This is a genomic window from Enterobacter sp. 725m/11 (assembly GCF_011683705.1).
Lineage (GTDB): Bacteria > Pseudomonadota > Gammaproteobacteria > Enterobacterales > Enterobacteriaceae > Enterobacter > Enterobacter bugandensis.
In genome coordinates, this window is record NZ_JAAQOK010000005.1 from 20,793 (window position 1) to 47,226 (window position 26,434).

The window sequence follows — 26,434 nt, forward strand, 5'->3', positions numbered from 1 at the left end:
AAACCCCGTCCACCGCCCACTTATTCAGGAGAAAGCCGCATGAAGTTTGTTGCGCCCGAACAGGCACCGGAACAGGCGGAGGTCATCAAAAATACGCCGTTCTGGCCTGATGTGGACCTGTCGGAATTTCGCAGTGTGATGCGCACTGACGGCACGGTGACGCAGCCGCGTTTAAAGCAGGTCGTGCTGACGGCTATTTCTGAGGTTAACGCTGAGCTGTACGACTTCCGCAACCGTCAGCAGATGCTGGGCTGGCGGACACTTGCAGATGTACCGGCGGAAATGCTGGACGGCAAAAGCGAGCGTATCCAGCACTACCAAAACGCCGTTTTTTGCTGGGCGCGCGCCGTGCTCAATGAGCGTTATCAGGACTATGACGCCACAGCGTCAGGCGTGAAGCGAGGGGAGGAGCTGGCAGAGGCCAGCGGCGATCTGTGGCGTGATGCCCGCTGGGCTATCAGCCGGGTGCAGGATGCACCGCACTGTACGGTGGAGCTTATCTGATGAAAGTGCGTGCGCATCAGTATGACACGGTGGACGCGCTTTGCTGGCGTCATTACGGGCGCACGCAGGGTGTCACTGAGCAGGTTCTGCAGGCAAATCCGGGGCTGGCTGAGTACGGCCCATTTTTACCGCACGGGCTGCAGGTGGAGCTGCCGGACATTACGGCGTCAACCACGGCGCAGACCGTCCAGCTATGGGACTGAATTATGACGCTTGAACGAATCAGCGCCTTTATCACTTACTGCATTGCCGTGCTGCTGGCATGGCTGGGCGATCTGTCGCTCAAGGATGCGTCAACGGTTGGCGGCGTACTGATTGGTGTGCTGATGCTGGCTATCAACTGGTACTACAAACACCAGTCTTTCAAATTGTTACGTGGCGGCAAGATTTCGCGGGGGGAATATGAATCCTTCAATCGTTAAGCGCTGCCTTGTCGGGGCGGTGCTGGCTATCGCCGCCACGCTGCCCGGATTTCAGTCGCTGCATACCTCCGTTGAGGGGCTGAAATTGATCGCCGATTACGAGGGATGCCGCCTGCAGCCTTATCAGTGCAGCGCGGGCGTGTGGACTGACGGGATCGGTAATACGTCCGGTGTGGTGCCGGGAAAAACCATAACGGAACGGCAGGCGGCGCAGGGACTTATCACCAACGTGCTGCGCGTGGAGCGGGCGCTGGATAAATGTGTGGTGCAGCCGATGCCGCAAAAGGTCTATGACGCGGTGGTGTCGTTTTCTTTCAACGTGGGCACCGGCAACGCCTGCAGCTCCACGCTGGTTAAGTTGCTGAACCAGCGGCGCTGGGCGGATGCCTGCCATCAGCTGCCGCGCTGGGTATATGTCAAAGGTGTGTTTAATCAGGGGCTGGACAACCGCCGCGCGCGGGAAATGGCCTGGTGCTTAAAAGGAGCATAGCGAAATGAAATGGTTAAAAAGTTACTGGCTGCCGGTTTCGATTCTGGCGCTGCTTGTAATGGTAGATGTGATTTTTCCTGCATCTTATGCGGCTTTTCCGCTGGCGCTGATCATCTGGTTTGAGTATGCCGCATTTTCACTAGTCTGCTTTGTAGGGCTTTACTCCTGCACGCTGACGGGGAGTGATCGTCTGCAGGTGCGGCATTTGCTGGGGAGGGTGTTGGCGTTGTTGGACAGAATTCCTCTCACCTGGTATCAGCGTCTGGTTATTGCTTTTGTTATGTTGCTGGCCGGGTGGAAGCTCACCGGGATGTTTTACGTTTTTACAGTCTGTCTGATCTTAATAATCAAAGATGAGCTAAAGGCGTTGCGGGTATGAATCGCGCGCTGGCGGTCGTGCTGGCGCTTGCACTTGCGGCGCTGGGCTGGCAGTCGTGGCGGCTTAACAATGCCAGCCATACCATCGAAACGCAGGGCGCGGCGCTGAAAAGCAAAACGCAGGAACTGACGAAGAAAAACAGCCAACTGATCGGCCTGTCCATTCTGACCGAAACCAACAGCCGGGAGCAGGCACGGCTTTATGCGGCAGCAGAACAGACCACCGCAATGCTGCGGAGCCGCCAGCGCCGGATCGAGGAACTGAAACGTGAAAACGAGGATTTGCGCCGCTGGGCTGATACTCCTTTGCCTTCTGACATTATCCGGCTGCGGGAGCGTCCGGCCCTCGCCGGAGGTGCAGCTTACCGTGAGTGGCTGTCCCAGAGTGACGCAGTGCCGCCTGGAAAGGTCAGCGCCGCGCAGTAACGGCGATCTGAATACGGTGCTGGATGAAACTGAGGCCGCCTGGGCGGTCTGTGCTGACAAAGTGGACACGATCATTGCGTGTCAGGAGAGAGACAGTGAACAAACCGCAGTCCTTACGCAGCGCCCTGAATAACGCGGTTGCCTATGTCCGCGACAACCCGGACAAGCTGCACCTTTTCGTTGATAACGGCTCACTGGTGGCAACCGGTGCCAGCTCTATGTCATGGGAATACCGCTACACCCTGAACGTGGTGATCGAGGATTTCAGCGGCGACCAGAATCTGCTGATGGCTCCCATTCTGTTGTGGCTCAGAGAAAACCAGCTGGACGCCATCAACAACCCGCAGTTGCGTGAAAAACTGTTCACCTTTGAAGTGGATATTCTGCGCAACGATGTTTGCGATATCAGCCTGAACCTGCAACTGACGGAGCGCGTGCTGGTCAGCACTGACGGCAGCGTGTCTAGCGTTGAAGCTGTGCCGGAGCCGGACGAACCCGAAGAAATGTGGACGGTGAAACGTGGATGATCTGCAGAAGGTAGATGCCTGGCTTGAGGCTTTGCTGGCTAATATTGAGCCTTCGGCCCGAAAGAAAATGATGCGGGATCTGGCTCAACAGCTGCGCCGGACGCAGCAGAATAATATCAGGCTACAGCGCAACCCGGACGGCAGCGCATATGAGGCCAGAAAGGTGACAGCCAGGAGCAAGAAAGGGCGTATCAAGCGGAAACAGATGTTTTCAAAACTTCGCACTGCACGGTTCTTAAGGGTTTCCTCTTCTGTGAATTCTGCAAGCGTTGCTTTTGAAGGGCGGGTACAACGTATTGCCCGTGTTCACCATTACGGCCTGCGCGATCGCGTCAGCCGCAAAGGCCCGGAGGTCCGCTACGCAGAGCGCCGCCTGCTGGGCGTGAATGATGAAGTGGAAACCGTTACCCGTGACACACTGCTGCGCTGGCTGGCGGGGTGATCTTTGTGCCACCTCTGACACAAGCGCCCGCGCTGCCTCCCTTTTTCCTCTGATGGCACCCTTTCGTTATGAATGCACAACTGACCGAAATCATGCGCCTTATCACTAACCTGATCCGCACCGGCACCGTGACCGAAGTGGACCGGGAAAACTGGCTGTGCCGGGTGAAAGTGGGCGAGCTTGAAACCAACTGGATTAACTGGCTGACGCTGCGTGCCGGTGGTGCCCGAACATGGTGGTGTCCGTCGCCGGATGAGCAGGTGGTGGTGCTGAGCATGGGCGGCAATCTGGAAACTGCTTTTGCGCTACCCGCCATCTATTCCAGTCAGTTTGCGCCACCGTCGGATTCCGTGGACGGCTGCGTGACGGAGTACCCGGACGGGGGCTGGTTTGAGTATGAACCCGCCACCGGGCGTTGGCATGTCCGGGGTATTAAATCCATGGTGATCGAGGCGGCGGACAATATCACCCTCAAAACCGGTGAGTTTGTGGTGGAGGCTGACACCACGCGCATTAACAGCGAGGTGGTGATCAACGGCGGCGTCACCCAGGGCGGCGGCGCGATGAGTTCCAACGGGATCGTGGTGGATAAACACGGTCACACCGGCGTGAAGTCAGGCGGCGATACGTCAGGAGGCCCGGTATGACGCTGTATATAGGCATGAGCCAGGGCAACGGCAAGGCCATTACTGATACGGACCATCTGCGCCAGTCAGTGCGGGATATTCTGCTGACTCCCCAGGGCAGCCGGATCGCCCGCCGGGAATATGGTTCCCTGCTATCCGCACTGATTGACCAGCCGCAGAACCCGGCGCTGCGCCTGCAGGTTATGTCTGCGGTCTATGTGGCACTGAGTCGCTGGGAGCCACGGCTTACGCTGGATTCCATCACCATCAGCATCAATTTTGATGGCTCCATGGTGGTTGAGCTTACCGGGCAGCGCGATAACGGCGCGCCGGTTTCCCTTTCGGTATCAACAGGAGCAGACAATGGCAATGATTGACCTTTCCCAGCTGCCCGCACCGCAGATAGTGGACGTACCGGATTCAGAGACGCTGCTCGCTGAGCGCAAGGCCGCTTTTGTGGCCCTTTATCCGACTAATGAACAGGAGGCAGTTATGCGTACATTAGCGCTGGAATCTGAACCCGTCACCAAGCTGCTGCAGGAAAACGCCTACCGCGAAATCCTGCTGCGCCAGCGTATCAATGAGGCCGCGCAGGCGGTCATGGTGGCATATGCCATAGGCGGTGATCTCGATCAGCTGGCAGCCAACTACAACGTGAAACGCCTGACGGTAACGCCTGCCGACAACGACGCGGTGCCGCCGGTCGCAGCAGTAATGGAAAGCGATGATGCGCTGCGCCTGCGTGTTCCTGCTGCGTTTGAGGGGTTGTCCGTTGCAGGGCCGACGGCGGCCTATGAGTTTCACGCCAAAAGTGCGGACGGGCGCGTGGCGGATGCCAGCGCAACCAGCCCGGCACCGGCGGAGGTGGTGCTTACCGTACTGAGTCGAGAGGGTGACGGTACGGCAGAAGCTGATCTGCTGGCGGTGGTGGATCAGGCGCTTAACAGCGAGAACGTGCGCCCGGTGGCAGACCGCCTGACGGTGCGCAGCGCCGAAATAATCCCGTACAGTGTGGATGCGACGATCTTTCTTTATCCGGGACCGGAAGCTGAGCCGGTGATGGCGGCGGCAAAAGCCAGCCTGCAGAAGTACATCGCCAGTCAGACGCGGCTGGGCCGTGATATCCGTCGCAGCGCCATTTATGCCGCGCTGCATGTAGAGGGCGTCCAGCGCGTGGAGCTGGCGTCCCCGCTGGATGATGTGGTGCTGGATAAGACGCAGGCGGCGTCCTGTTCGGAATGGAGCGTGACCAACGGGGGGCACGGATGAATAGCCTGCTGCCGCCCGGTTCATCGCCGTTTGAGCGCCGACTGGCGCAGACCTGCAGCGGCATTTCCGATCTGCAGGTGCCGCTGCGCGACTTGTGGAACCCGGCAACGTGTCCGGTCAGCTTCCTGCCGTATCTGGCATGGGCTTTTTCCGTTGATCGCTGGGACGAAAGCTGGACGGAGAGCGTCAAGCGCAGGGTGGTGCAGGATGCTTTCTATATCCATCAGCACAAGGGGACAACCAGCGCCGTGCGGCGCGTGGTGGAGCCGTTCGGCTTCCTGATCCGCATCATTGAGTGGTGGCAGACCGGTGAGGCACCGGGGACGTTTCGCCTGGATATTGGCGTGCAGGATCAGGGCATCACGGAAGAAACCTATCTGGAACTGGAGCGCCTGATAGGTGACGCTAAACCGTGCAGCCGCCACCTGATCGGCATGTCCATTAATCTGCAGACCAGCGGCCCCTATTTTGTGGGCGCAGCCACCTACACCGGCGAAGAAATCACGATCTACCCGTATATCAACGAAACCATTATTTCCGGCGGCACCGCTTATGAGGGCGGGGCGGTCCATGTTATTGACACAATGAGAGTGAATCCATGAGCGCAAAATTTTATACCCTGCTGACGGATATCGGCGCGGCGAAACTGGCAAGCGCCGCCGCGCTCGGTGTCCCGTTGAAAATTACCCAGATGGCTGTGGGTGACGGTGGCGGTGTGCTGCCCACACCCAGCGCGCAGCAGACAAAGCTGGTTGCTGAAAAGCGCCGTGCTGCACTCAATATGCTTTATATCGATCCGCAGAACAGCAGCCAGATTATTGCTGAGCAGGTGATCCCAGAAACTGAGGGGGGTTGGTGGATTCGTGAGGTTGGTCTGTTCGATGAAACCGGTGCGCTGATAGCCGTTGGCAACTGTCCTGAGAGCTACAAGCCGCAGCTGGCTGAGGGAAGCGGACGTACACAGACCGTGCGTATGGTGCTGATAACCAGCAGCACAGATAATATTACGTTGAAAATTGACCCGTCAGTGGTGCTGGCAACCCGCAAATATGTGGATGACAAGGTGCTGGAGCTTAAGGTGTATGTAGATGACCTTATGGAGAAACACCTCGAAGCAAATGATCCTCACCCTAAATATGCAAAGAAAGAAAGCCCGGAATTCACTGGAATTCCACTAGTACCAGATACGCACAATGGAAATTACGGGAAGCAAATAGCAAACACAAAATTTGTACACGATGTCTTAACCGAAGCGCTGAAAGAAAAACAGCCTCTTGATAGCACACTGACGAATCTTAGCGGGAAAAGCGTTTCAGACCTTCTCCAGTATCTCGGTTTGGGAGACGGTTCTGCGTTACCTGTAGGAGTACCTGTCCCATGGTCGTCTGCTACACCGCCAACAGGCTGGCTCAAGTGCAACGGAGCCGCGTTTACAGCGGCTCAGTACCCTAAGCTGGCGCAGGCGTATCCGACGCTTGTTCTCCCTGATTTGCGTGGGGTATTTGTTCGTGGCTGGGATGATGGCCGCAATCTGGATACGGGACGTGGCCTGTTATCCTATGCGGGAGACAAATTAAGAAAGCATACCCACTCATTGCTATTCGGTAATGGCGACGGGGCGCAAACACCTGCTGTGCATGAGAGTTACCGCAAATCTGCATCGCAAGTTTATTTCGCTGTGGCGGGTAGTAGTGGTGCTTACATAAGTGAAGAAGGGGATAATGAAACAGCCCCATGCAACATTGCATTTAACTACATCGTGAGGGCAGCATAATGTCTCAGGCAGAATTAAACAGCGAGCTTATTGCCATCGTGGCCGGTGATATCACTGTATTTAACTACGATGGTGAGACGCACGAATATATTTCCTCATCGGTTGAGTTTTTGCCCGTTGGCGTCGGTATCCCCGCCAATTCGTGCGCTGATGCACCGGGCAAAACCATAAAGGGTTTTGCCATTCGCAGGGCAACAGGCGGCAAGGCATGGGAATATGTAGCCGATCATCGCGGTGAGACGGTCTACAGTACACAGACCGGTGAGAAAGTTGTCATCACTGCGCCTGGAGATTATCCGCCAGAGACCACAATTAACCCCCCATCAACACCCTATGACAAGTGGAACGGTGAGCGCTGGGTAACAGATGAGGCGGTGAAAGCTGCGGCAGACATTACCGAAGCGGCAGCAACAAAAGCAGCGCTTATCAAAAGTGCCGCTGAGAAAATAGAGCCGCTGCAGGATGCTGTTGAGCTGGATATGGCAACCAACGAAGAAAAGAGCAGCTATGATGCCTGGCGAAAATACCGCGTATTGCTGACGCGTGTGGATACATCGCTGGCACCGGATATTAGCTGGCCTGAACCACCCAAAGAATAATCCCGTCCCCGCGCCTGCGGGGATTTTTTTTACCCCTTCCATTGTGCCATTCCCTATACATAGCCCGGCGCGTGCGCCGCACGCATATCAACCAGAACATAGGCACATCCCATGTAAACCGGAGAGACTGCCTTATGGCTCAGGATTACCACCACGGGGTGCGCGTTGTTGAAATCAACGAGGGCACCCGACCTATCACCACGGTGAGCACCGCCATCGTGGGCATGGTCTGCACCGGCGATGATGCTGATGCGTCCATGTTTCCCCTCAATAAGCCGGTCCTGCTGACTGACGTTCTGACCGCCAGCGGTAAAGCGGGCGAGTCCGGCACGCTGGCCCGTTCGCTGGATGCGATTGCAGATCAGGCTAAACCCGTGACAGTCGTTGTGCGCGTGGCGCAGGGCGAAACCGAAGCGGAAACCACCTCCAACATTATCGGCGGCGTGACCGCTGACGGTAAAAAAACGGGCATGAAAGCGTTGCTTTCGGCGCAGTCGCAGCTCGGCGTCAAGCCGCGCATTCTCGGCGTGCCGGGGCATGACACGCAGGCGGTTGCCACTGAGCTGCTGAGCGTGGCGCAGAGTCTGCGCGGTTTTGCCTATCTGTCCGCCTACGGCTGCAAAACGGTGGCGGAAGCGATTGCATACCGTGACAATTTCAGCCAGCGCGAGGGGATGCTGATCTGGCCTGACTTCATCAACTTTGACACCGTGCTGAATGCAGATGCGACGGCTTACGCCTCCGCCCGTGCGCTCGGTCTGCGCGCCAAAATTGACGAGCAGACCGGATGGCACAAAACCCTGTCCAACGTGGGCGTGAACGGAGTCACAGGCATTTCCGCTGATGTGTTCTGGGATCTGCAGGACCCCGCAACCGATGCCGGACTGCTGAACCAGAATGACGTCACCACCCTTATCCGCAAAGACGGCTTCCGCTTCTGGGGTTCCCGCTGCCTCAGTGACGATCCGCTGTTTGCTTTTGAGAACTACACCCGCACGGCACAGGTGCTGGCTGACACCATCGCAGAAGCGCACATGTGGGCGGTGGATGGCGTGCTTAACCCGTCGCTGGCCCGTGACATTATCGAAGGTATTCGCGCCAAGCTGCGCAGCCTGAAAACGCAGGGCTACATCATCGGCGCAGACTGCTGGCTGGATGAGTCGGTGAACGATAAAGACTCCCTGAAAGCCGGGAAACTCACTATCGACTACGACTACACGCCGGTGCCGCCGCTTGAAAACCTGATGCTGCGCCAGCGCATCACCGATCAGTATCTGCTGGATTTCTCCAGCCAGGTCAGCGCGTAAGGGGACACCATGGCTTTACCACGCAAGTTAAAACACCTGAACCTGTTCAACGACGGGAACAACTGGCAGGGGATCGTTGAATCTCTGACCCTGCCAAAATTCACCCGCAAGTTTGAGAAGTATCGCGGCGGCGGCATGGCTGGCGCGGTGGACGTGGACATGGGGCTGGATGACGGCGCACTGGACACGGAATTTTCAGTCGGCGGCACCGAACTACTGTTATTCAAGCAGATGGGCAAAGCCACGGTTGACGGTATCCAGCTGCGTTTCACCGGCTCCATTCAGCGTGACGATACCGGCGAAGTGCAGGCCGTTGAGCTGGTTGTGCGCGGGCGTCATAAAGAAGTGGATTCCGGCGAGTGGAAAACCGGCGAGAGCAGCACCACCAAAGTCAGCAGTACCAACAGCTACGCGAAGCTGACCATTAACGGCGAAGTGCTCTATGAGGTTGATGTGGTCAACATGGTTGAAATTGTTGGCGGCGTGGATCTGATGGAAGCACACCGTAACGCCCTTGGCCTCTGATTAACCTTAACGGCGCGGGCAGCCGCGCCAGTAATTCATTAACAGGAAAAGAACATGAGCGACAAACCAACTGAAAAAACCGTGACGCTGGATACCCCAATTGTGCGTGGTAAAACCGAAATCACCGAAATTGTGCTGCGTAAGCCTCAATCCGGCGCACTACGAGGAACCCGCCTGCAGGCCATTATGGATATGGACGTGGGTGCGATGATGACCGTTATCCCGCGTATCTCAACCCCGACGCTGACCGCGCAGGAAATGGCAGAGCTGGACCCTGCCGATCTCACCTCGCTTTCAGTGGAGGTGGTGACTTTTTTGTTACCGAAGTCGGTGCTTGCCGGTTTACCGACAACCTGACGGTTGATGATCTGGTGGCAGATATTGCCACCATTTTTCACTGGCCGCCGTCCGTCACTGACGTTATGCCGCTGACTGAGGTGCTGGAGTGGCGGCATAAAGCAATTCAGCGAAGCGGGGCCAGCGATGAGTGATAATAACCTGCGTCTGCAGGTGGTTCTTGGGGCGGTGGATAAACTCACCCGCCCGTTCAAAAATGCACAGGCTGGCTCTAAGGCGCTGGCAAGCGCACTGAAAGCCAGCAAGGACAATCTCAGAAATCTCAACGAGCAATCAGCCCGCATTGATGGTTTTCGTAAACTGCGAACCCAGCTTGAGGGCACAAAAAACGATCTTACCTCCGCGCGCCAGAAAGTTGCGGCGCTGGCGAAGGAATTTGCAGCGACCAGCAACCCCACCAAAAAACAGGCGAAAGAATTAGAGCAGGCTAAGCGACAGGCCAGCCAGCTAAAAGATGCCTATAATGGTCTGCAGCAGTCTGTACAGCGTCAGCGTGGGGCGCTGAATGCTGCCGGTATTGATACAAAGCAGTTAAGCTCTGCACAGCGCAGACTGCGCACGGATGCTCAGGCGGCGACGGGGGCAATTGCGCGTCAACAGGCGGAGTTGCGAAAGCTCGGTGAGCGTCAGCAAAAACTGGCTGCTATCCGGTCACGCTATGAAAAAACACAGGCTTTGCGTGGCAGGATGGCAGGGGCTGGTGTATCAATGGTGGCTCATGGTGGGGCCGCGCTGCTGGGTATCCGTTCAACGGTTAATGAAGCCTCGCGCTACGATATGGAGTTAGCCGGATTTAAAGCCCTGGGCGTTGGTGACAGTACGCTGAAAGAAGCGGATAAATTTGCCCGTGGCATGAATATTATCGGCAACAGCGCAACAGATAACCTTAAAACTCTGAAAGAAGCTCACGCCGTTCTGCGTGATTTCCATGAAGCAAAAATTGTTGCCCCTGAACTGGCGAGACTGCAATACGCTACCCGTTTTATGGCATCTCATGGTGTGTCAGATGATGCCGCTGAGCATTTACGGGACCAGGCTCCGGCGGTACTGAAAATTGCTGAATTGCGTAACCAGATAAATAACCCGGAAGATTTCAAAAAATCAGTGAATATGTCCGCACAGGCGATGGCTGCCAGCGGCGGGATGGTTCTGCCGGAGGATTATCTGGCGATGATGAAAACCGGGGGAATTGCCGCCAAGCAGCTTGATAATAAATCTTTCTATTTTGGCATGTCGCATATTATCCAGCAGATAGGCGGCAATCGGGCGGGTACGCAGTTATCCAGCGCTTATCAAAACCTGATGATGGGGAGAACAACTCAGGGGGCTGCGACTGAATTAATGGATTTAGGGTTATTAGATAAAGGTGCAGTGGAATATGGCAAAACGGGTCATATTAAAAAAATCAAGCCGGGGGCACTGACAAATAATGAGCTTTATTTAAATGACCCGTTTAGTTATCTGATGCAGGAAATTGTTCCACGTATTCAGAAAAAACATCCAAAACTTGATGAGCGCGGGATGGAAACAGCCATTGCAAAACTATTTTCAAACCGTACCGCCGGTGATTTATTTGTCACCATGTTCCGTGAGCGTGCCAATATTGGTAAGCAGATTAAGGCAGGCCAGGAAGCCTACAGCGTTGATCAGCTTGTCGCCACCGGGAAAAACACGGCTCAGGGGCAGGGGATTGATCTGGAGGCTAAAAAACGGGACCTCTATCTGCAGATGGGGCAAGACGTGCTGCCACTGTATGTTTCTGCGCTGGAGAAAGTGTCTTCGATACTGTCGCGTGTCACGGCTTTCATGCGTGAACACGCCAGCGCGGCAAAGGCAATTACGCTGGGTCTGACGGGGTTTGCGTTGTTGACTACAGGGTTAGGAGCGCTTGCGCTTGCTGTGGCTTCGGTAATGGGGCCAATGGCATTGTTACGCCTGTCTCTCGGTGTGTTTGGTGTGAAACTACCGGGGATTGGTGCGGCGGTGATGAAGTTTGGCGGTGTTTTTGCCGCCGCTTTCCGTATGGCGGGTAACGCGGTTTTGATATTGGGCCGCGCGATGCTGGCGAACCCCATACTTGCCGTCATTGGTATTATTGCTGCCGGGGCTATTTATATCTGGCAGAACTGGGACACGTTGGGGCCGAAGTTTAAAGCCATGTGGGATGCTGTATGTAATACAACGTCTACAGCGTGGGAGTGGATTAAAAACACAGCAAGTACGGCATGGGAAGGGATTAAGTCTCTGTTCTTTAATTATACTCTTCCGGGATTAATAGCTAAAAATTGGGATGCAATAAAAACGGGAGTTTCTGAGGCGTGGGAGAGTATCAGGCAATCTATTAGTGATAAATGGAATTCTATTCTGAATGATGTTGCCGCGCTTCCTGCGAAATTTCAGGACATGGGCAGCGCCATTATTGACAGCATACTCAACGGGATTAATTCAAAATGGGAGGCATTGAAAAGCAAGCTTTCCTCTGTCACCGATTATCTGCCTGACTGGATGACCGGAAATAATAAAACACAAGACAAGGCTAAGGTACAGGTGGTTGGTGGCGCTGCGGTGGCTGCAGTCCCGTTTGCCGGAATGTATGACAGTGGTGGCGCTATCCCGCGAGGTCAGTTTGGCATCGTTGGGGAGAGCGGTCCAGAAATAGTGAACGGTCCGGCAAATGTGACCAGCAGACGGCGTACTGCCGCGCTGGCTTCCGTCGTTGCAGGCGTCATGGGTGTAGCAGCAGCGCCAGCAGAGGCCGCGCCATTACATCCGTACAGTCTGCCGACTACGGCATATAACCAACTCCAGCCTACGAAAGCTTCCAGCGTGCCACCGGTGATCCATTATGAGATTAACGCGCCCATTCAGATCACTGCCCAGCCAGGACAGAGTGCGCAGGATATTGCCCGCGAAGTTGCGCGGCAGCTTGATGAGCGTGAGCGGAGAGCCAGAGCTAAAACGCGCAGTAATTTCAGCGATCAAGGGGGATATGAATCATGATGATGGTGCTGGGTTTATATGTTTTTATGCTGCGTACAGTGCCGTATCAGGAGCTGCAGTACCAGCGCAGCTGGCGACACGCCGCTAACAGCCGGGTGAACCGCCGCCCGTCAACGCAGTTTCTTGGCCCGGATAGCGACTCGCTGACGCTATCTGGCGTACTGCTGCCGGAAGTCACCGGCGGCAGGCTGTCATTACTCGCGCTGGAGCAAATGGCAGAGCTGGGCAAGGCATGGCCTTTGATTGAGGGAAGCGGGACCATTTACGGCATGTTTGTGATCGAGAGCCTGAGTCAGACAAAAACGGAATTTTTTGAAAGCGGAATGCCTCGCCGTATCGAGTTTACGCTGACTTTGAAAAGGGTTGATGAGTCGCTGTCCGATATGTTCGGCAGTCTCAGCGATCAGCTCAGTAACCTGCAGGACTCTGCAACGTCTGCGATAGGTAATATTAAAAATACGGTTGGAGGGTTGCTGCAGTGAATTTTAGCTCTGATCTTTTTGACCTGAACAGCAGAAGCCCGGCTTTCAGTATCACTATTGAAGGTAAGGACGTGACCACCGCGCTGGATGCGCGCCTGATGAGTCTGACGCTGACCGATAACCGGGGTTTTGAGGCTGACCAGCTTGATCTGGAGCTGGACGACGCCGACGGGCAAATCGTCATGCCAAGACGTGGTGCAGTTATTCAGCTGGCGCTGGGCTGGAAAGGACGGCCGCTTTTCCCAAAAGGAGCATTTACCGTAGATGAGATTGAGCACAGCGGTACGCCTGATAAGCTGACGATTCGTGCCCGTAGCGCTGATTTTCGTGAAACCCTCAATATCCGGCGTGAAAAGTCATGGCATCAGACAACCGTGGGAGCGGTGGTAAAGGAAATAGCGACCCGCCAAAATCTTAAGTCAGCGCTGGACAAGGGTATGGCAGACAGAGTGCTGGATCATATAGACCAGACAAATGAAAGCGATGCCAGTTTCCTGATGAGGCTGGCGCGGCAGTATGGGGCGATAGCTTCCGTTAAGGATGGACACCTGCTGTTTATCCGGCAGGGACAGGGAAGAACGGCAAGCGGAAAACCGTTGCCGGTAATCACCATCACGCGCAAGGCTGGCGATGGTCACAGTTTTACCCTGGCAGATCGTGGTGCTTATACAGGGGTGACTGCGCACTGGTTAAACACAAGGGAGCCAAAGAAAAAAGAATCCACACAAGTCAGGCGGCGCAGAAAAAAACAAACCTCAACAAAGACGCCGGAAGCAAAGGAAGGGGACTATCTGGTGGGGACAGATGAAAATGTCCTGGTGCTAAACCACACCTACGCTAACCGTGCGAACGCAGAGCGTCAGGCCAAAATTGTCTGGGAACGGCTGCAGCGTGGGGTTGCGTCATTTTCCCTGCAGCTCGCAGAAGGTCGGGCAGATCTCTATACGGAAATGCCGGTAAAGGTGAGCGGCTTTAAGCAGCCTATCGACGATGCCGAATGGACCATTACAACTTTGACGCATACTGTCAGCCCGGATAATGGTTTTACTACCACTCTAGAGCTTGAAGTAAAGATTGACGATTTAGAAATGGAATGATTTTGTTCACAAAATGGGTGTGTGGTGTATCATTATGTGATTGCGAGGAATCGGTGGGGAGAGACGGATATGATGAATTGTCCGAAATGCGGACATGCTGCACATACTCGTAGTAGCTTTCGGGTATCTGATAACACTAAAGAACGCTACTGCCAGTGCCAAAATATTAATTGTGGTACCACTTTTGTCACCCATGAAACCGTCGTGCGCTACATTGTTACCCCCGGACTTGTCGATCATGCTCCGCCACACCCATTAAATAGTGGTCAGGGACACATGAATTTCTAACAAACTAACCCGCTTCGGCGGGTTTTTTATTGGTGGCAGCTTATTTCCTGCTGCCATTTTGCTGCCAACGATGAAACCATAAACAAAAAAGCCACTCTTTCGAGTGGCTTAATTATATGATTTTAAAGCTAAAATTTGGTGGCCCCTGCTGGACTTGAACCAGCGACCAAGCGATTATGAGTCGCCTGCTCTAACCACTGAGCTAAGGGGCCGTGGCGGTGAATTATAGAGTAACTCCCCGCAGCAATCCAGCCATTCACACCTGCCTGCTGTTTTTATAAACAACGCATTATCAATCCTTTATACTTCCATAACGACGTATTAGTGGGAGTAAAGATGATCAACGACATTCTGGCCCCTGGCCTACGGGTGGTGTTTTGCGGAATCAACCCGGGAAAGTCCTCGGCGCACACCGGCTTTCACTTCGCCCATCCGGGCAATCGCTTCTGGAAAGTGATCTACCAGGCCGGGTTTACCGACAGGTTACTCAAGCCGGAAGAGGAGCAGCACCTTCTGGACACGCGCTGCGGAATTACCATGCTGGTCGAGCGGCCGACGGTACAGGCAAGCGAGGTCAACCTGCATGAACTGCGCAGCGGCGGGCGGGAACTGGTGAAGAAGATTGAAGACTATCAGCCCGCCGCGCTGGCGATCCTCGGAAAGCAGGCCTACGAGCAGGCGTTCAGCCAGCGCGGGGCTAAGTGGGGCAAGCAGAGCATCATGATTGGCGTTACACAGGTGTGGGTGTTGCCGAATCCCAGCGGGCTCAACAGAGCGACGCTGGATAAGCTGGTGGAGGCCTACAGGGAGCTGGATGAGGCGCTGATGGTGCGGGGGCTTTAGCTCCTTTGCGGCCTGATGCCCTTACCCTGGCCCTCTCCCACGGGGAGAGGGAATAAACAAAAAAAAAGCTCCCGATTGGGAGCTTTTTGCTGTTTACCAGGATTAGTCGTCCAGGAAGCTACGCAGCACTTCAGAGCGGCTTGGATGACGCAGCTTACGCAGCGCCTTCGCTTCGATCTGACGGATACGTTCGCGGGTAACGTCGAACTGTTTACCCACTTCTTCCAGCGTGTGGTCGGTATTCATGTCGATACCGAAACGCATACGCAGCACTTTTGCTTCACGGGCGGTCAGGCCAGCCAGAACGTCGTGCGTGGCGGCACGCAGGCTCTCGGTAGTAGCCGAGTCCAGCGGCAGCTCGAGGGTGGTATCCTCGATGAAATCCCCCAGATGCGAATCTTCATCGTCACCGATTGGTGTTTCCATGGAGATTGGCTCTTTGGCGATCTTCAGCACTTTACGGATCTTGTCTTCCGGCATCAGCATGCGCTCGGCCAGCTCTTCCGGCGTCGGCTCGCGGCCCATCTCCTGCAGCATCTGGCGGGAGATACGGTTGAGCTTGTTGATGGTCTCAATCATATGAACCGGAATACGGATGGTGCGTGCCTGGTCCGCGATAGAGCGGGTGATCGCCTGACGGATCCACCATGTCGCGTAAGTAGAGAACTTGTAACCACGACGGTATTCAAACTTATCTACCGCTTTCATCAGACCGATGTTGCCTTCCTGAATCAGATCCAGGAACTGCAGACCGCGGTTGGTGTATTTCTTGGCGATAGAGATAACCAGACGCAAGTTCGCCTCAACCATCTCTTTCTTCGCACGGCGGGCTTTCGCTTCACCGATGGACATGCGACGGTTGATGTCTTTGACCTGCTCGATGGTCAGGCCGGTCTCTTCTTCAATTTGCTGCAGCTTCTGCAGACCGCGATAGACATCGTCCTTCACGTCGTGCAGTTTTTCAGACCACGGCTTGTTCATCGCGATAGCCGCGTTGAACCAGGTTTCGCTGGTTTCGTTGCCGGTGAAGAGGGTGATGAAGTTCTTCTTCGGCATTTTGCACTGCTCAACGCACAGCTTCATGATGATGCGTTCCTGGGTGCGTACGCGATCCATCATCACGCGCATGCTGTTTACCAGGTAGTCGAACTGTTTTGGCACCAGGCGGAACTGTTTGAACACTTCAGACAGCTTCAGGATCTCTTCCTGAGCGGCGGCATGGCTGCGGCCTTTCGCTTTGATGGTGTCACGCGTTACTTCGTACTGGGTACGCAGCTCGGCAAACTTCTCGCGCGCCAGTTCCGGGTCGATGCTGTTGTCATCGTCCGCGCTGTCGTCGTCTTCTTCCTCATCTTCATCTTCGTCGTCATCCATCTCTTCCTGAGACAGCTCAGAACCGACGTGAGTGGCGGTAGGCGCCATATCTTCTTCAGCGTTCGGGTCGACAAAACCGGTGATCAGGTCAGACAGGCGCGCTTCTTCCGCTTCAACGCGATCGTACTGCTCCAGCAGATAGGTAATCGCTTCCGGGTATTCGGCAACAGAGCACTGAACCTGGTTGATCCCGTCTTCGATGCGTTTTGCGATGTCAATTTCGCCTTCGCGGGTCAACAGTTCAACGGTACCCATTTCGCGCATGTACATGCGGACCGGGTCAGTGGTACGCCCGATTTCAGATTCCACGCTGGACAGGACCTGTGCAGCAGCTTCTTCCGCATCTTCGTCAGTGTTGTTGGAGGTTTCAGCCAGCAACAGATCATCGGCATCCGGTGCTTCTTCCATCACCTGAATGCCCATGTCATTGATCATTTGGATGATGTCTTCGATCTGGTCTGAATCGACGATATCTTCCGGCAGATGGTCATTGACCTCGGCATAGGTCAGATAGCCTTGCTCCTTACCGCGTTGGACAAGAAGTTTCAGCTGTGACTGCGGGTTTTGCTCCATAAGACGGTATCCACACTTAATTCGTTTGATTGGTGTCGGCGATGGTGCTGCCAACCTTTAAAGCGAGGGCGTACTTATATTTTTGCCGCTGCCTCTCAGTGCGGCTGCCGGGGGCTTCCCGATCGATATTCGGCACTTAAGCCGTTAAATTTTTTATTTCTTCGCCAGTTCCTGGTTAATCATCCAGAGCTCCCGGCGTTCTTCGCTGCTTAAGCCATGGGTGCGCTCGCGAGCTATCAACTCTTCCTGGCGCAACTCAAGCATCGAATCAAACATATGGTTGAGCGAGTCGGTGAACGTTTTTTCTGCAATTTCCTTATCTGCTATATCGTCCCACATCGACAGTTTTTCAAGGGTAGCGGCCTCTTTTGTGCCGCGATAATGCTCTAAAAGTTGTCCGGTGGTCAGACCTGGCTGAGACAAACAAGTGTTGACCAGTTCTGAAAATAAGCCAAGTCCGGGCAACTTTTCGTGGTTCAAACCCGCCAGCGACGGCACTTGCGGAGCAAGCTCGGGGTTTTGCACCAGTAACCCTATCAGTATACGCATGGTTGTGCGTTTTAGCTGAGGCGCGGGGCGAACCGTGCCGTTTTCAGCCTGTTTAGGCATTAAACGTTCAAGCTGGCTGTCATCCAGAATGCCGAGCTTGTTGCCTAACTCCTGACGCAGGTAGATGCGCAGCGTTTCGCCGGGCACCTGGCTGATTAACGGCAGCGCCAGGGTACTGAGCTGCGCGCGCCCGTCAGGGGTACTCAAATCCACCTGCGGCATCAGGCTGTTAAACAGAAACGTCGAGAGCGGCTGTGCCTGCTCCATCCGCGCTTCGAATGCCGCTTTGCCCTCTTTACGCACCAGCGTATCCGGGTCTTCACCGTCGGGCAGGAACATAAAGCGTAGCTGACGTCCGTCGGTCATATACGGCAGCGCGGTTTCCAGCGCTCGCCAGGCGGCGTCGCGTCCGGCTCGGTCACCGTCGTAACAGCAGATGACGTTGTTGGTCACCCTGAACAGCAGTTGAATATGATCGGCAGTGGTGGACGTACCTAACGACGCAACCGCGTAGTTAATGTCGTACTGCGCCAGCGCAACGACGTCCATATAGCCTTCGACGACCAGCAGACGCGGAGGTTCCGCATTGTCCTGCTGCGCCTCATAAAGACCGTACAACTGGCGGCCCTTATGGAAAATATCGGTTTCCGGAGAGTTGAGGTATTTCGGCAGGGCATCACCCAGCACGCGACCACCAAAACCAATTACCCGGCCACGCTTGTCGCGGATCGGGAACATCACCCGTTCACGGAAGCGGTCGTAGCTTCGTCCCTGGTCGTTAGTGACCAGCATGCCTGCGTCGATGAGGGATTTACGATCTTCGCTATTGCCGCCAAAACGCTTTAACACGTTGTCCCAGCCGGGCGGGGCGTAACCAATAGCGAAACGCGCAATCACATCGTCGCTCAGTCCGCGCTTGTTCAGATACTGACGCGCAGGCTCAGCCGCAGAGTGCTTAAGAGACTGTTGGTAAAACGAATTCAGGCCATCCATCAGTTGATACAGCGTTTGCCGCTGATGGCGCTCGATCTGACTTGGCCCACTGCCTGCTTCATACGGCACTTCAAGATTATGCATCGCCGCCAGTTCTTCGACGGTTTCAACGAACTCGAGCTTGTCGTAGTTCATTAAAAAATCGACGGCATTACCGTGTGCGCCACAGCCGAAGCAATGGTAAAACTGCTTTTCACCGTTTACGGTGAAGGAGGGGGTTTTTTCGTTATGGAACGGACAGCACGCATGGTAGTTCTTGCCCTGCTTTTTCAGCTTTACCCGCGCGTCGATGAGATCGACGATGTCGGTTCTGGCGAGCAGGTCATTGATGAAAACGCGTGGGATTCTTCCGGCCATATGCCCCAAAAATTTAAGCGACTTATAAACGAAAACAAGCCGCGCATTCCTTCCGGAAGCACGGCCTTACGACTACTACTCTGTCTGTCAATTGAGGGCGTTGGCCCTCAACAGATTAGTACAGACGAGTACGGCGTGCGTTTTCGCGAGCCAGTTTCTTCGCGTGACGTTTCACAGCGGAAGCTTTAGCGCGCTTACGTTCGGTCGTTGGTTTTTCATAAAACTCACGACGACGAACTTCAGCCAGAACACCTGCTTTCTCGCATGAACGTTTGAAGCGACGCAGTGCTACGTCGAACGGCTCGTTTTCACGTACTTTAATTACCGGCATGTAACTCTCACCTTTAATAAATTCGGTTTGCCGCTGGCATCAACGCCAGCTTATTTCAAAATGGTGCGGAATTTTACTGCAAATGCTGCTGCTTTGTAAAGCACCGATGCGATTTTGAAAGGGACTTTAATAAGGGTGAGGAGTATACACGAGCCTTCTTCCTGGGGCGAACAAAGTTTTACATCAACCCGCCCAGGCTCTACACTGCGCGGTATTGAAACGAGGTAAAACAAGTCATGCGTGTACTGGGTATTGAAACATCCTGCGATGAAACCGGCATCGCCATTTACGACGACGAAAAAGGGCTTCTGGCCAACCAGCTGTATAGTCAGGTGAAATTGCACGCTGACTACGGCGGCGTCGTACCTGAACTGGCCTCTCGTGACCACGTGCGTAAAACGGTTCCTCTGATTCAGGCGGCACTGAAAGAGGCCGGACTAAGCTCAACCGATATTGACGCCGTAGCCTATACCGCAGGGCCGGGTCTGGTCGGTGCGCTGCTGGTCGGCGCAACGGTAGGGCGTTCGCTGGCCTTCGCGTGGGACGTTCCCGCCATTCCGGTTCACCACATGGAAGGGCATCTTCTGGCGCCGATGCTGGAAGACAATCCGCCTGAGTTCCCATTTGTGGCGCTGCTGGTCTCCGGTGGACATACCCAGCTGATCAGCGTAACGGGTATTGGCAAGTACGAGCTGCTGGGTGAGTCGATCGACGACGCCGCCGGCGAGGCGTTCGATAAAACCGCCAAGCTGCTGGGTCTGGATTACCCAGGCGGCCCGATGCTGTCAAAAATGGCGTCGCAGGGAACGGAAGGGCGCTTCGTCTTCCCGCGTCCGATGACCGACCGTCCGGGGCTGGATTTCAGCTTCTCCGGGCTGAAAACCTTCGCGGCGAATACTATCCGTAATAACGACAACGACGAGCAGACCCGCGCCGATATCGCCCGCGCGTTCGAAGATGCGGTGGTGGATACGCTGATGATCAAGTGCAAGCGTGCGCTGGATCAGACCGGGTTTAAGCGCCTGGTGATGGCGGGCGGCGTCAGCGCCAACCGCACGCTGCGTGCGAAGCTTGCGGAGATGATGCAAAAGCGTCGCGGGGAAGTGTTCTACGCGCGTCCGGAATTCTGTACCGATAACGGGGCGATGATCGCTTACGCCGGTATGGTGCGCCTGAATGCGGGGGCAACGTCCGACCTGAGCGTGTCCGTGCGTCCGCGCTGGCCGCTGGCGGAACTGCCTGAGGCGTAACCCCCTCACCCTAACCCTCTCCCCACAGGGGAGAGGGAAATTTACGACTACACCCGCAGCATCCCTTTCTCTTCCAGAAACGCAATAATCGTCCCCAGACCGTCACCCGCCTTCAGGTTGGTAAACGTCCACGGGCGCTCGCCGCGCATGCGGTTAGTATCACGCTCCATCACCTCCAGCGACGCCCCCACGTATGGCGCAAGATCGGTTTTGTTGATCACCAGAAAATCGGATTTGGTGATCCCCGGTCCGCCCTTGCGCGGAATTTTTTCCCCTTCGGCCACGTCGATCACGTAAATGGTCAGATCCGCCAGCTCCGGGCTGAAGGTCGCGCTCAGGTTGTCCCCGCCGCTTTCAACGAAGATCAGATCCAGATTACCGAACTTCTCGCTGAGCGCTTCTACCGCCGCGAGGTTCATTGAGGCATCTTCACGGATGGCGGTATGCGGGCAGCCGCCCGTCTCCACGCCCACGATGCGCTCCGGCTCAAGCGCGCCCGCCTCGGTGAGGATGCGCTGATCCTCTTTGGTGTAGATATCGTTAGTGACCACCGCCAGATGGTACGTGTCGCGCATCGCCTTGCAGAGCGCTTCCAGCAGCGCGGTTTTGCCCGATCCTACCGGGCCGCCCACGCCAACGCGCAGGGGATGTTTGTAATCAGCCATGTTGACTCCTCAGGAACGGAATAGTCGTGAATATTGTGTTTCGTGGCGCGCGGAGGCGATGGCTGACAGTGGCGTAGCTGCCCCCAGCGCGTCGTCGCCACGTAAAAATGCCTGTTCAAACCCGGCGGCAAAATGGTCGCTCAGCTCGATAATCAGCTGCTGCGCCGCCTGCTGTCCGAAGGGGACGAGCTTGACGCCCGCCATCACCGCGCTCTCTATCCAGCTGTAGCCGAGGCTCAGCGCCAGCTCGCGCGCGCCAATGCCCCAGCGCACGCCGAGCCACGCCATGCCGCAGAGCTGGCTCTGCGCAAACAGCGGCAGCCACTCTGCCGGGCAGTTCGGCTCCCAGCTTTTAATCAGGCGCGTAAAGGCCGCACCACGGTTGCGCTCCTCTTCGCGCAGCTCGCGCGTTTCCCGGCAGGCGAGCAGATATGTCGTCCAGCGTTTTGCTGCCGCGACGTCCTGCTGTTCGCAGGCCCGGAACAGCCGGATAAACATCGGCAGATCGACGCAGAAAAAGCTCTGCTCCATCTGCTGGATCTGCCAGCGTCTGAAGGCGTCGGTGCTCGTAACCCAGCCCGCCTCTACGGCCCACTCCAGCCCCTGCGACCAGGTAAACGATCCGACCGGCAGGCTACTGCTGGAGAGCTGCATCAGGCGCAGCCGCTGGCGGGCATGCTCCATCAGCTCATCAGCGCCAGAAGGGCGGAGATGATCAGCCCGCCGCCGAAGGTTTTACGCAGCCCGTCGTGGCGGCGCAGCAGCAAGCCTGCGGCGAAACTGGCGCACAGCACCGTCGCGCTGGCCAGCATAAAACCGCTGGTGAACAGCCAGAAGCTGTGGCCGGACATCTCCACGCCGTGCGCCCAGCCGTGGAACATTGCCAGGGCAGGTACCGCCAGCAGCAGGCGGTTTTCAGTTTTAAACATCATCACCCCGCAGACCGCCAGCGAGGCGATAATCAGCATCTCCATGCCGCTAAAGCCGCCGAGCAGGCTGCCCGCAACGGCGCCGACAAGCATCATGCCGAGGGTGGCAAACGGCAGCAGGAGCTTGCGGCCGCTCAGGGCAGATAGCACGCCAGCCCCGGTCAGCATCAGCAGGTGATCCAGCCCGGTCAGCGGATGGAAAAACCCGGCCTGAAAGCTGTCGGCGCCGTGGCCGGGATGCGCGAGCGCGGGAACGGAAAAAGCCAGCAGTAATAGCGGTAAATACTTGCGCATGATTGATCCTTAATGTGAATGAGCGTGAGAGTGACTGTGGGCATCGCTGGCATACGCGCCCGCTTCCGGTTCAAACGGCAGGCTGGCGTAGGTCACGTCCAGCCCGAACTGGCGCAGCATGTCGTCGAGAACGTGATCGTGGTGATAGCGCAGCTCGCCGGGCATGACCTGCAGCGGCACGTGGCGGTTGCCCAGGTGGTAACAGGCGCGGGCGAGCAGGAACGGATCGGCGCAGCGCACCACGGAAACCGACTCCGGGGCAGCGATCACTTCGATCACTTCGCTGCCGTCGTCGGTGGTCAACAGGTCGCCCCCACGCAGCAGCAGGCCGCGCGGCAGCATCAGTCCGGCTTCGCGCCCGTCGTTAAGCGCCACGCGGGCGCGGCTTTTCACCCGCACGTCAATCGGCAGCGTGACGCTGGCGGTAGTCGGATGCGCGTGGTCCAGACGTTGTGTTAAGTAGATCATCTTCACTCCTCAAAACAGGAAATAGCGTTGCGCCATCGGCAGAACGTCAGCCGGTTCGCTGGTAATCAGTTCGCCGTCGACGCGTACCTCGTAGGTTTGCGAATCGACGGTGATGTTCGGTTGCAGAGCGTTATGGATCATGTCCGCCTTTTGCACCGTCCGGCAGCCTTTTACCACCGCCGTGGCGCTCTGCAGGCTGAGCTGCTGCGGGATGCCGTTCGCGTGGGCCGCCTGAGAAACAAACGTCAGCCGCGTGGCGTGACGTGCTGCGCCTAGGGCACCAAACATCGGGCGGTAATGCACCGGCTGCGGCGTGGGGATCGAGGCGTTGATGTCGCCCATCGGCGCGCAGGCGATCATCCCGCCTTTGACGATGGTGGCCGGTTTTACGCCAAAGAAGGCGGGGGACCAGACCACCAGATCCGCCAGCTTGCCCGCCTCAATCGAGCCCACTTCATGGGCGATGCCGTGGGTCAGCGCCGGGTTAATGGTGTATTTGGCGACATAGCGCTTCACCCGGAAGTTGTCGTTATCGCCGGTCTCTTCCGGCAGCGCGCCGCGCTGGACCTTCATGCGGTGCGCCACCTGCCAGGTGCGGATAATCACTTCCCCGACGCGGCCCATGGCCTGCGAATCTGACGAGGTGAGCGAGAACGCGCCGATATCGTGCAGCACGTCTTCCGCAGCGATGGTCTCACGGCGAATGCGGGATTCGGCAAACGCCACGTCCTCGGCGATATCCGGGTCAAGGTGATGGCAAACCATCAGCATGTCGAGGTGCTCGTCGATGGTGTTCACCGTGTAGGGCAAGGTCGGGTTGGTGGAAGAGGGCAGAATATTCGGGTGCGCGCAGGCGGTGATGATATCCGGCGCGTGGCCGCCGCCCGCGCCTTCGGTGTGGAAGGTGTGGATGGTGCGCCCGCCGATGGCCGCCAGCGTGTCTTCAACAAACCCGGACTCGTTCAGCGTGTCGCTGTGCAGCGCCACCTGAATATCCATCTCTTCGGCCACCTCCAGCGAGCAGTTGATCGCCGCGGGCGTCGCGCCCCAGTCTTCGTGGATCTTCAGCCCGATGGCGCCGGCGGCGATCTGCTCGCGCAGGGCATCCGGGTTGGAGCCGTTACCCTTGCCGAGCAGGCCAATATTCACCGGTAGCGTATCGGCGGCCTGCAGCATGCGGGCGATATACCACGGCCCCGGCGTGCAGGTGGTGGCGTTGGTGCCCGCCGCCGGTCCGGTGCCGCCGCCAATCATGGTGGTGACCCCGGAGATCAGCGCCTCTTCCGCCTGCTGAGGGCAGATCCAGTGGATGTGGGTGTCGATCCCGCCAGCGGTGACGATCTTCCCCTCGGCGGCAATCACTTCCGTCGCGGCGCCGATCGGGATCGTCACGCCGGGCTGAATGTCCGGGTTCCCGGCTTTGCCGACGGCGAAGATCCGCCCGTTCTTCACGCCGATATCGGCCTTCACGATCCCCCAGTGGTCGACAATCAGCGCGTTGGTGAGAACCAGATCCACGCAGCCGTCAGCGGTCATCTGCCCCTGACCCATGCCGTCGCGGATCACCTTCCCGCCGCCGAACTTGACCTCTTCGCCGTAGACCGTGAGATCGTCTTCCACTTCGATCCACAGCTCGCTGTCCGCCAGCCGCACCTTATCCCCGGTAGTAGGGCCGAACATGTCGGCATACGCCTGACGTGAAATTTCAGCCATGTTTCACCTCGCCCATGACCTCGCCGCGAAAGCCAAAAATGCGCTGCGCGCCCGTCACCTGTACCAGCGTCACCTCTCGCTTCTGGCCTGGCTCGAAGCGCACGGCGGTGCCCGCCGGAATGTTCAGCCGGTAGCCCCTGGTGGCTTCGCGATCAAACTTCAGCGCCGGGTTGACCTCGTAAAAGTGATAGTGCGATCCCACCTGGATCGGCCTGTCGCCGTGGTTTTCCACAATCACGCTTTGAGTGTCTCGCCCGACGTTAAGGGCAATGCTGCCGGACTGGATCCGGTATTCGCCTGGGATCATCACGCGCTCCTTATACGATCGGGTTGTGGACGGTGACGAGCTTGGAGCCGTCCGGGAAGGTGGCTTCCACCTGAATATCCGGGATCATCTCCGGCACGCCCTCCATCACCTGATCGCGCGTCAGGACGTGGCGGCCCGCCTCCATCAGCGCGGCGACGGTTTCGCCATCGCGCGCGCCTTCCATGATGAAGGCGCTGATCAACGCGACCGATTCCGGGTAGTTGAGCTTTACCCCGCGCGCAAGGCGGCGTTCGGCAACCAGCGCGGCGGTAAACAGCAACAGCTTGTCTTTTTCTCTGGGGGTCAGTTCCATAACGTTTCTCTTATGTCTGCCAGATGCGCGGCGAACAGGCGGTTTTGGTAGTAAGAAGCGGGCGAAGCGACTGCCAGATGTCGCGCATCGCCCGCTGGCAAATCAGGTTGTCGTGGGAGAGAAAACGCACCGACAGCAGAGCGTCGGTGAGCGTTGCCCCCGCAAAATGGCCCAGAGGCGCGAGCAGCGCGCGCACCGTGTCGAGATGATCTTCCCGGGCCGGATAGAACAGCAGGGTGCCGATCCACGGGTGTCCGGCAACGGGCGTGAGATCGCCGTCGCCGAGGTGCTGGCGTTCTATCAGGCGCGGTTCGTCATCCACCCACACCTCAAGGCGGCTCTCCAGCGTGCCGTGGCTGAAGGTCTCACCGATTACCGGGCGGCCCAGGCAGTACAGCTCCCACGCCAGCAGCGTGCTGGAAGCCTTAAGGTGGAAGACGGAACGCAGCGCGGCGTTCGCGCCGGGAAAGATAATGGTGTCCTGCGGCAGCCACTCCAGCGTGGCGTTTTCATCAAGATAAAAGTGCTGGCTCAGACGCGCCTGCGGGCCGCTGCTGCGGTAGAACTTGCTGGCGCCGGGCATGGTGATAAGCGCGTGGCTTTTGGCATCGAGCCGAACGGAAATATCCAGCGAATCGCCGCCCACAACGCCGCCGGGCGGGTGCAGCAGATAGAGGTGGCAGGTTTTTCCTTCGGGGTAAAACGGACGTTGTACGGTGAGCGGCCCGACGTGGCGCGCGGAACGCAGGAGGGTTTTCTCAGGGGCGTGACAAAACTGCAGGGCAAGCGACGCCTGCCAGCCTTTATACGTATTATCAGTGACCTGAGCTGCTAACATGCTGCTTCCATCTGCGCATCATCGGGGTCGTTTCAGTATGCCCTGGCGGAAATGAAGGCTGTCATATGAGTCGCTTATGGATAGAGGAAATTAAAAAGCACGGCCCGGGGCCGTGCTCTGTGTG

35 protein-coding genes, 1 tRNA gene and 1 pseudogene are annotated in these 26,434 nt (G+C 56.8%); 25 read left to right on the forward strand and 12 right to left on the reverse strand.

Translation table 11 applies throughout. The annotated features are described in order from the left end of the window. Positions 1-39: 39 nt before the first annotated feature. The 23 genes from HBA26_RS03255 to HBA26_RS03360 all read left to right on the forward strand — a co-directional run bounded on the left by HBA26_RS03255 (position 40) and on the right by HBA26_RS03360 (position 14,513). Positions 40-504, forward strand: a complete 465-nt coding sequence (locus HBA26_RS03255) for a head completion/stabilization protein (protein WP_166720786.1) — start codon at positions 40-42, stop codon at positions 502-504. Continuing rightward, complete coding sequence (locus tag HBA26_RS03260; RefSeq protein WP_000868184.1) at positions 504-707, forward strand: tail protein X; 204 nt, start codon at positions 504-506, stop codon at positions 705-707. The genes HBA26_RS03255 and HBA26_RS03260 overlap by 1 nt, the downstream gene beginning before the upstream one ends. Positions 708-710: 3 nt before the next feature. Then, positions 711-926 (forward strand): HP1 family phage holin, encoded by a 216-nt coding sequence (locus HBA26_RS03265; RefSeq protein ID WP_000171565.1) that lies wholly within the window; start codon positions 711-713, stop codon positions 924-926. Further along, positions 907-1,416, forward strand: coding sequence for a lysozyme (locus tag HBA26_RS03270; RefSeq protein WP_166720787.1), 510 nt, complete (start codon positions 907-909; stop codon positions 1,414-1,416). Before HBA26_RS03265 ends, HBA26_RS03270 begins: the two co-directional genes overlap by 20 nt. A 4-nt stretch (positions 1,417-1,420) precedes the next feature. Then, entirely contained in the window at positions 1,421-1,795 is a 375-nt protein-coding gene (locus HBA26_RS03275) for a DNZ54_00345 family protein (protein ID WP_166720788.1), read from the forward strand. Next, positions 1,792-2,220, forward strand: coding sequence for an Rz-like lysis system protein LysB (lysB, locus tag HBA26_RS03280; protein WP_166720789.1), 429 nt, complete (start codon positions 1,792-1,794; stop codon positions 2,218-2,220). The genes HBA26_RS03275 and lysB overlap by 4 nt, the downstream gene beginning before the upstream one ends. Then, positions 2,108-2,353, forward strand: a complete 246-nt coding sequence (gene lysC / locus HBA26_RS22845) for an Rz1-like lysis system protein LysC (protein ID WP_243854824.1) — start codon at positions 2,108-2,110, stop codon at positions 2,351-2,353. Before lysB ends, lysC begins: the two co-directional genes overlap by 113 nt. Next, positions 2,316-2,747: a phage tail protein gene (locus HBA26_RS03285; protein WP_166720790.1), complete on the forward strand. Its 432-nt coding sequence runs from the start codon at positions 2,316-2,318 to the stop codon at positions 2,745-2,747. Before lysC ends, HBA26_RS03285 begins: the two co-directional genes overlap by 38 nt. Continuing rightward, positions 2,740-3,189 (forward strand): phage virion morphogenesis protein, encoded by a 450-nt coding sequence (locus HBA26_RS03290; RefSeq protein WP_166720791.1) that lies wholly within the window; start codon positions 2,740-2,742, stop codon positions 3,187-3,189. Before HBA26_RS03285 ends, HBA26_RS03290 begins: the two co-directional genes overlap by 8 nt. Positions 3,190-3,257: 68 nt before the next feature. Then, a complete protein-coding gene (locus HBA26_RS03295) occupies positions 3,258-3,836 on the forward strand; it encodes a phage baseplate assembly protein V (protein ID WP_166720792.1) in 579 nt (192 codons plus the stop codon). Beyond that, positions 3,833-4,192: a GPW/gp25 family protein gene (locus tag HBA26_RS03300; protein ID WP_166720793.1), complete on the forward strand. Its 360-nt coding sequence runs from the start codon at positions 3,833-3,835 to the stop codon at positions 4,190-4,192. Before HBA26_RS03295 ends, HBA26_RS03300 begins: the two co-directional genes overlap by 4 nt. Then, a complete protein-coding gene (locus tag HBA26_RS03305) occupies positions 4,179-5,084 on the forward strand; it encodes a baseplate assembly protein (RefSeq protein ID WP_166720794.1) in 906 nt (301 codons plus the stop codon). The genes HBA26_RS03300 and HBA26_RS03305 overlap by 14 nt, the downstream gene beginning before the upstream one ends. Beyond that, positions 5,081-5,686 carry a phage tail protein I gene (locus HBA26_RS03310; protein ID WP_166720795.1) on the forward strand — a complete coding sequence of 202 codons (606 nt, stop codon included), beginning with the start codon at positions 5,081-5,083 and terminating at the stop codon, positions 5,684-5,686. The genes HBA26_RS03305 and HBA26_RS03310 overlap by 4 nt, the downstream gene beginning before the upstream one ends. Continuing rightward, positions 5,683-6,858: a phage tail protein gene (locus HBA26_RS03315; protein WP_166720796.1), complete on the forward strand. Its 1,176-nt coding sequence runs from the start codon at positions 5,683-5,685 to the stop codon at positions 6,856-6,858. The genes HBA26_RS03310 and HBA26_RS03315 overlap by 4 nt, the downstream gene beginning before the upstream one ends. After that, positions 6,858-7,457: a tail fiber assembly protein gene (locus HBA26_RS03320; protein ID WP_166720797.1), complete on the forward strand. Its 600-nt coding sequence runs from the start codon at positions 6,858-6,860 to the stop codon at positions 7,455-7,457. The genes HBA26_RS03315 and HBA26_RS03320 overlap by 1 nt, the downstream gene beginning before the upstream one ends. Before the next feature lie 134 nt (positions 7,458-7,591). Beyond that, entirely contained in the window at positions 7,592-8,764 is a 1,173-nt protein-coding gene (locus HBA26_RS03325) for a phage tail sheath protein (RefSeq protein ID WP_166720798.1), read from the forward strand. 9 nt (positions 8,765-8,773) lie between these two features. After that, positions 8,774-9,289: a phage major tail tube protein gene (locus HBA26_RS03330; protein WP_166720799.1), complete on the forward strand. Its 516-nt coding sequence runs from the start codon at positions 8,774-8,776 to the stop codon at positions 9,287-9,289. Between the two features lie 54 nt (positions 9,290-9,343). Beyond that, positions 9,344-9,646: a phage tail assembly protein gene (locus HBA26_RS03335; RefSeq protein WP_166720800.1), complete on the forward strand. Its 303-nt coding sequence runs from the start codon at positions 9,344-9,346 to the stop codon at positions 9,644-9,646. Between the two features lie 14 nt (positions 9,647-9,660). Then, positions 9,661-9,780: a GpE family phage tail protein gene (locus tag HBA26_RS03340; protein WP_007848878.1), complete on the forward strand. Its 120-nt coding sequence runs from the start codon at positions 9,661-9,663 to the stop codon at positions 9,778-9,780. Continuing rightward, positions 9,773-12,646, forward strand: coding sequence for a phage tail tape measure protein (locus HBA26_RS22850; RefSeq protein ID WP_243854823.1), 2,874 nt, complete (start codon positions 9,773-9,775; stop codon positions 12,644-12,646). The genes HBA26_RS03340 and HBA26_RS22850 overlap by 8 nt, the downstream gene beginning before the upstream one ends. Next, positions 12,643-13,128: a phage tail protein gene (locus HBA26_RS03350; RefSeq protein ID WP_166720801.1), complete on the forward strand. Its 486-nt coding sequence runs from the start codon at positions 12,643-12,645 to the stop codon at positions 13,126-13,128. Before HBA26_RS22850 ends, HBA26_RS03350 begins: the two co-directional genes overlap by 4 nt. Further along, positions 13,125-14,225 carry a phage late control D family protein gene (locus HBA26_RS03355; RefSeq protein WP_166720802.1) on the forward strand — a complete coding sequence of 367 codons (1,101 nt, stop codon included), beginning with the start codon at positions 13,125-13,127 and terminating at the stop codon, positions 14,223-14,225. The genes HBA26_RS03350 and HBA26_RS03355 overlap by 4 nt, the downstream gene beginning before the upstream one ends. A gap of 69 nt (positions 14,226-14,294) precedes the next feature. Continuing rightward, complete coding sequence (locus HBA26_RS03360; RefSeq protein ID WP_024146528.1) at positions 14,295-14,513, forward strand: DNA-binding transcriptional regulator; 219 nt, start codon at positions 14,295-14,297, stop codon at positions 14,511-14,513. Between the two features lie 136 nt (positions 14,514-14,649). Here the strand turns inward: HBA26_RS03360 and HBA26_RS03365 are convergent. Then, positions 14,650-14,725: transfer RNA gene (locus tag HBA26_RS03365), tRNA-Ile, on the reverse strand. A gap of 124 nt (positions 14,726-14,849) precedes the next feature. Here HBA26_RS03365 and mug point away from each other — a divergent pair. Beyond that, complete coding sequence (gene mug / locus HBA26_RS03370) at positions 14,850-15,356, forward strand: G/U mismatch-specific DNA glycosylase (protein ID WP_008503183.1); 507 nt, start codon at positions 14,850-14,852, stop codon at positions 15,354-15,356. A 102-nt stretch (positions 15,357-15,458) separates the two neighbouring features. On the opposite strand, the gene rpoD is transcribed toward mug, so the two are convergent. The 3 genes and pseudogenes from rpoD to rpsU form a co-directional block, all read right to left on the reverse strand. After that, on the reverse strand, positions 15,459-17,303 hold the full coding sequence (gene rpoD / locus HBA26_RS03375) for an RNA polymerase sigma factor RpoD (RefSeq protein ID WP_028014473.1): 1,845 nt from the start codon (positions 17,301-17,303) through the stop codon (positions 15,459-15,461). Between the two features lie 95 nt (positions 17,304-17,398). Then, a pseudogene (gene dnaG / locus HBA26_RS03380) lies at positions 17,399-19,202 on the reverse strand (DNA primase). Between the two features lie 115 nt (positions 19,203-19,317). After that, the gene (rpsU, locus tag HBA26_RS03385) at positions 19,318-19,533 is read right to left on the reverse strand and encodes a 30S ribosomal protein S21 (protein ID WP_001144069.1); all 216 of its coding nucleotides are present in this window, start codon (positions 19,531-19,533) and stop codon (positions 19,318-19,320) included. A 236-nt stretch (positions 19,534-19,769) separates the two neighbouring features. Between rpsU and tsaD the strand changes: the two genes are divergently transcribed. Continuing rightward, on the forward strand, positions 19,770-20,783 hold the full coding sequence (gene tsaD, locus HBA26_RS03390) for a tRNA (adenosine(37)-N6)-threonylcarbamoyltransferase complex transferase subunit TsaD (RefSeq protein WP_041908060.1): 1,014 nt from the start codon (positions 19,770-19,772) through the stop codon (positions 20,781-20,783). Between the two features lie 47 nt (positions 20,784-20,830). Here the strand turns inward: tsaD and ureG are convergent, their stop codons facing one another. The 8 genes from ureG to HBA26_RS03430 are packed head-to-tail and all read right to left on the reverse strand — an operon-like array spanning position 20,831 to position 26,310. Further along, positions 20,831-21,448 carry an urease accessory protein UreG gene (gene ureG / locus HBA26_RS03395; protein ID WP_022651876.1) on the reverse strand — a complete coding sequence of 206 codons (618 nt, stop codon included), beginning with the start codon at positions 21,446-21,448 and terminating at the stop codon, positions 20,831-20,833. A 9-nt stretch (positions 21,449-21,457) separates the two neighbouring features. Continuing rightward, entirely contained in the window at positions 21,458-22,132 is a 675-nt protein-coding gene (locus HBA26_RS03400; protein ID WP_126344883.1) for an urease accessory protein UreF, read from the reverse strand. Beyond that, a complete protein-coding gene (locus HBA26_RS03405) occupies positions 22,132-22,671 on the reverse strand; it encodes a HupE/UreJ family protein (protein WP_126344884.1) in 540 nt (179 codons plus the stop codon). The genes HBA26_RS03400 and HBA26_RS03405 overlap by 1 nt, the downstream gene beginning before the upstream one ends. 9 nt (positions 22,672-22,680) lie before the next feature. Further along, entirely contained in the window at positions 22,681-23,139 is a 459-nt protein-coding gene (ureE, locus tag HBA26_RS03410) for an urease accessory protein UreE (RefSeq protein WP_048961248.1), read from the reverse strand. A 9-nt stretch (positions 23,140-23,148) separates the two neighbouring features. Then, positions 23,149-24,852 (reverse strand): urease subunit alpha, encoded by a 1,704-nt coding sequence (ureC, locus tag HBA26_RS03415; RefSeq protein ID WP_126344885.1) that lies wholly within the window; start codon positions 24,850-24,852, stop codon positions 23,149-23,151. Beyond that, positions 24,845-25,159: an urease subunit beta gene (locus HBA26_RS03420; RefSeq protein ID WP_063943062.1), complete on the reverse strand. Its 315-nt coding sequence runs from the start codon at positions 25,157-25,159 to the stop codon at positions 24,845-24,847. Before HBA26_RS03420 ends, ureC begins: the two co-directional genes overlap by 8 nt. Positions 25,160-25,169: 10 nt before the next feature. Then, positions 25,170-25,472, reverse strand: coding sequence for an urease subunit gamma (locus tag HBA26_RS03425; RefSeq protein ID WP_041908071.1), 303 nt, complete (start codon positions 25,470-25,472; stop codon positions 25,170-25,172). Positions 25,473-25,482: 10 nt separating this feature from the next. Further along, positions 25,483-26,310, reverse strand: a complete 828-nt coding sequence (locus tag HBA26_RS03430; protein ID WP_063155322.1) for an urease accessory protein UreD — start codon at positions 26,308-26,310, stop codon at positions 25,483-25,485. Between the last annotated feature and the right edge of the window lie 124 nt (positions 26,311-26,434).

Coding starts and splice junctions, on each gene's coding strand:
- HBA26_RS03255 (WP_166720786.1), top strand. CDS start 40: ATGAAGTTTGTTGCGCCCGAACAGGCACCGGAACAGGCGGAGGTCATC.
- HBA26_RS03260 (WP_000868184.1), top strand. CDS start 504: ATGAAAGTGCGTGCGCATCAGTATGACACGGTGGACGCGCTTTGCTGG.
- HBA26_RS03265 (WP_000171565.1), top strand. CDS start 711: ATGACGCTTGAACGAATCAGCGCCTTTATCACTTACTGCATTGCCGTG.
- HBA26_RS03270 (WP_166720787.1), top strand. CDS start 907: ATGAATCCTTCAATCGTTAAGCGCTGCCTTGTCGGGGCGGTGCTGGCT.
- HBA26_RS03275 (WP_166720788.1), top strand. CDS start 1,421: ATGAAATGGTTAAAAAGTTACTGGCTGCCGGTTTCGATTCTGGCGCTG.
- lysB (WP_166720789.1), top strand. CDS start 1,792: ATGAATCGCGCGCTGGCGGTCGTGCTGGCGCTTGCACTTGCGGCGCTG.
- HBA26_RS03295 (WP_166720792.1), top strand. CDS start 3,258: ATGAATGCACAACTGACCGAAATCATGCGCCTTATCACTAACCTGATC.
- HBA26_RS03300 (WP_166720793.1), top strand. CDS start 3,833: ATGACGCTGTATATAGGCATGAGCCAGGGCAACGGCAAGGCCATTACT.
- HBA26_RS03305 (WP_166720794.1), top strand. CDS start 4,179: ATGGCAATGATTGACCTTTCCCAGCTGCCCGCACCGCAGATAGTGGAC.
- HBA26_RS03310 (WP_166720795.1), top strand. CDS start 5,081: ATGAATAGCCTGCTGCCGCCCGGTTCATCGCCGTTTGAGCGCCGACTG.
- HBA26_RS03315 (WP_166720796.1), top strand. CDS start 5,683: ATGAGCGCAAAATTTTATACCCTGCTGACGGATATCGGCGCGGCGAAA.
- HBA26_RS03320 (WP_166720797.1), top strand. CDS start 6,858: ATGTCTCAGGCAGAATTAAACAGCGAGCTTATTGCCATCGTGGCCGGT.
- HBA26_RS03325 (WP_166720798.1), top strand. CDS start 7,592: ATGGCTCAGGATTACCACCACGGGGTGCGCGTTGTTGAAATCAACGAG.
- HBA26_RS03330 (WP_166720799.1), top strand. CDS start 8,774: ATGGCTTTACCACGCAAGTTAAAACACCTGAACCTGTTCAACGACGGG.
- HBA26_RS03335 (WP_166720800.1), top strand. CDS start 9,344: ATGAGCGACAAACCAACTGAAAAAACCGTGACGCTGGATACCCCAATT.
- HBA26_RS22850 (WP_243854823.1), top strand. CDS start 9,773: ATGAGTGATAATAACCTGCGTCTGCAGGTGGTTCTTGGGGCGGTGGAT.
- HBA26_RS03350 (WP_166720801.1), top strand. CDS start 12,643: ATGATGATGGTGCTGGGTTTATATGTTTTTATGCTGCGTACAGTGCCG.
- HBA26_RS03360 (WP_024146528.1), top strand. CDS start 14,295: ATGATGAATTGTCCGAAATGCGGACATGCTGCACATACTCGTAGTAGC.
- mug (WP_008503183.1), top strand. CDS start 14,850: ATGATCAACGACATTCTGGCCCCTGGCCTACGGGTGGTGTTTTGCGGA.
- rpoD (WP_028014473.1), bottom strand. CDS start 17,303: ATGGAGCAAAACCCGCAGTCACAGCTGAAACTTCTTGTCCAACGCGGT.
- rpsU (WP_001144069.1), bottom strand. CDS start 19,533: ATGCCGGTAATTAAAGTACGTGAAAACGAGCCGTTCGACGTAGCACTG.
- tsaD (WP_041908060.1), top strand. CDS start 19,770: ATGCGTGTACTGGGTATTGAAACATCCTGCGATGAAACCGGCATCGCC.
- ureG (WP_022651876.1), bottom strand. CDS start 21,448: ATGGCTGATTACAAACATCCCCTGCGCGTTGGCGTGGGCGGCCCGGTA.
- HBA26_RS03400 (WP_126344883.1), bottom strand. CDS start 22,132: ATGGAGCATGCCCGCCAGCGGCTGCGCCTGATGCAGCTCTCCAGCAGT.
- HBA26_RS03405 (WP_126344884.1), bottom strand. CDS start 22,671: ATGCGCAAGTATTTACCGCTATTACTGCTGGCTTTTTCCGTTCCCGCG.
- ureE (WP_048961248.1), bottom strand. CDS start 23,139: ATGATCTACTTAACACAACGTCTGGACCACGCGCATCCGACTACCGCC.
- ureC (WP_126344885.1), bottom strand. CDS start 24,852: ATGGCTGAAATTTCACGTCAGGCGTATGCCGACATGTTCGGCCCTACT.
- HBA26_RS03420 (WP_063943062.1), bottom strand. CDS start 25,159: ATGATCCCAGGCGAATACCGGATCCAGTCCGGCAGCATTGCCCTTAAC.
- HBA26_RS03425 (WP_041908071.1), bottom strand. CDS start 25,472: ATGGAACTGACCCCCAGAGAAAAAGACAAGCTGTTGCTGTTTACCGCC.
- HBA26_RS03430 (WP_063155322.1), bottom strand. CDS start 26,310: ATGTTAGCAGCTCAGGTCACTGATAATACGTATAAAGGCTGGCAGGCG.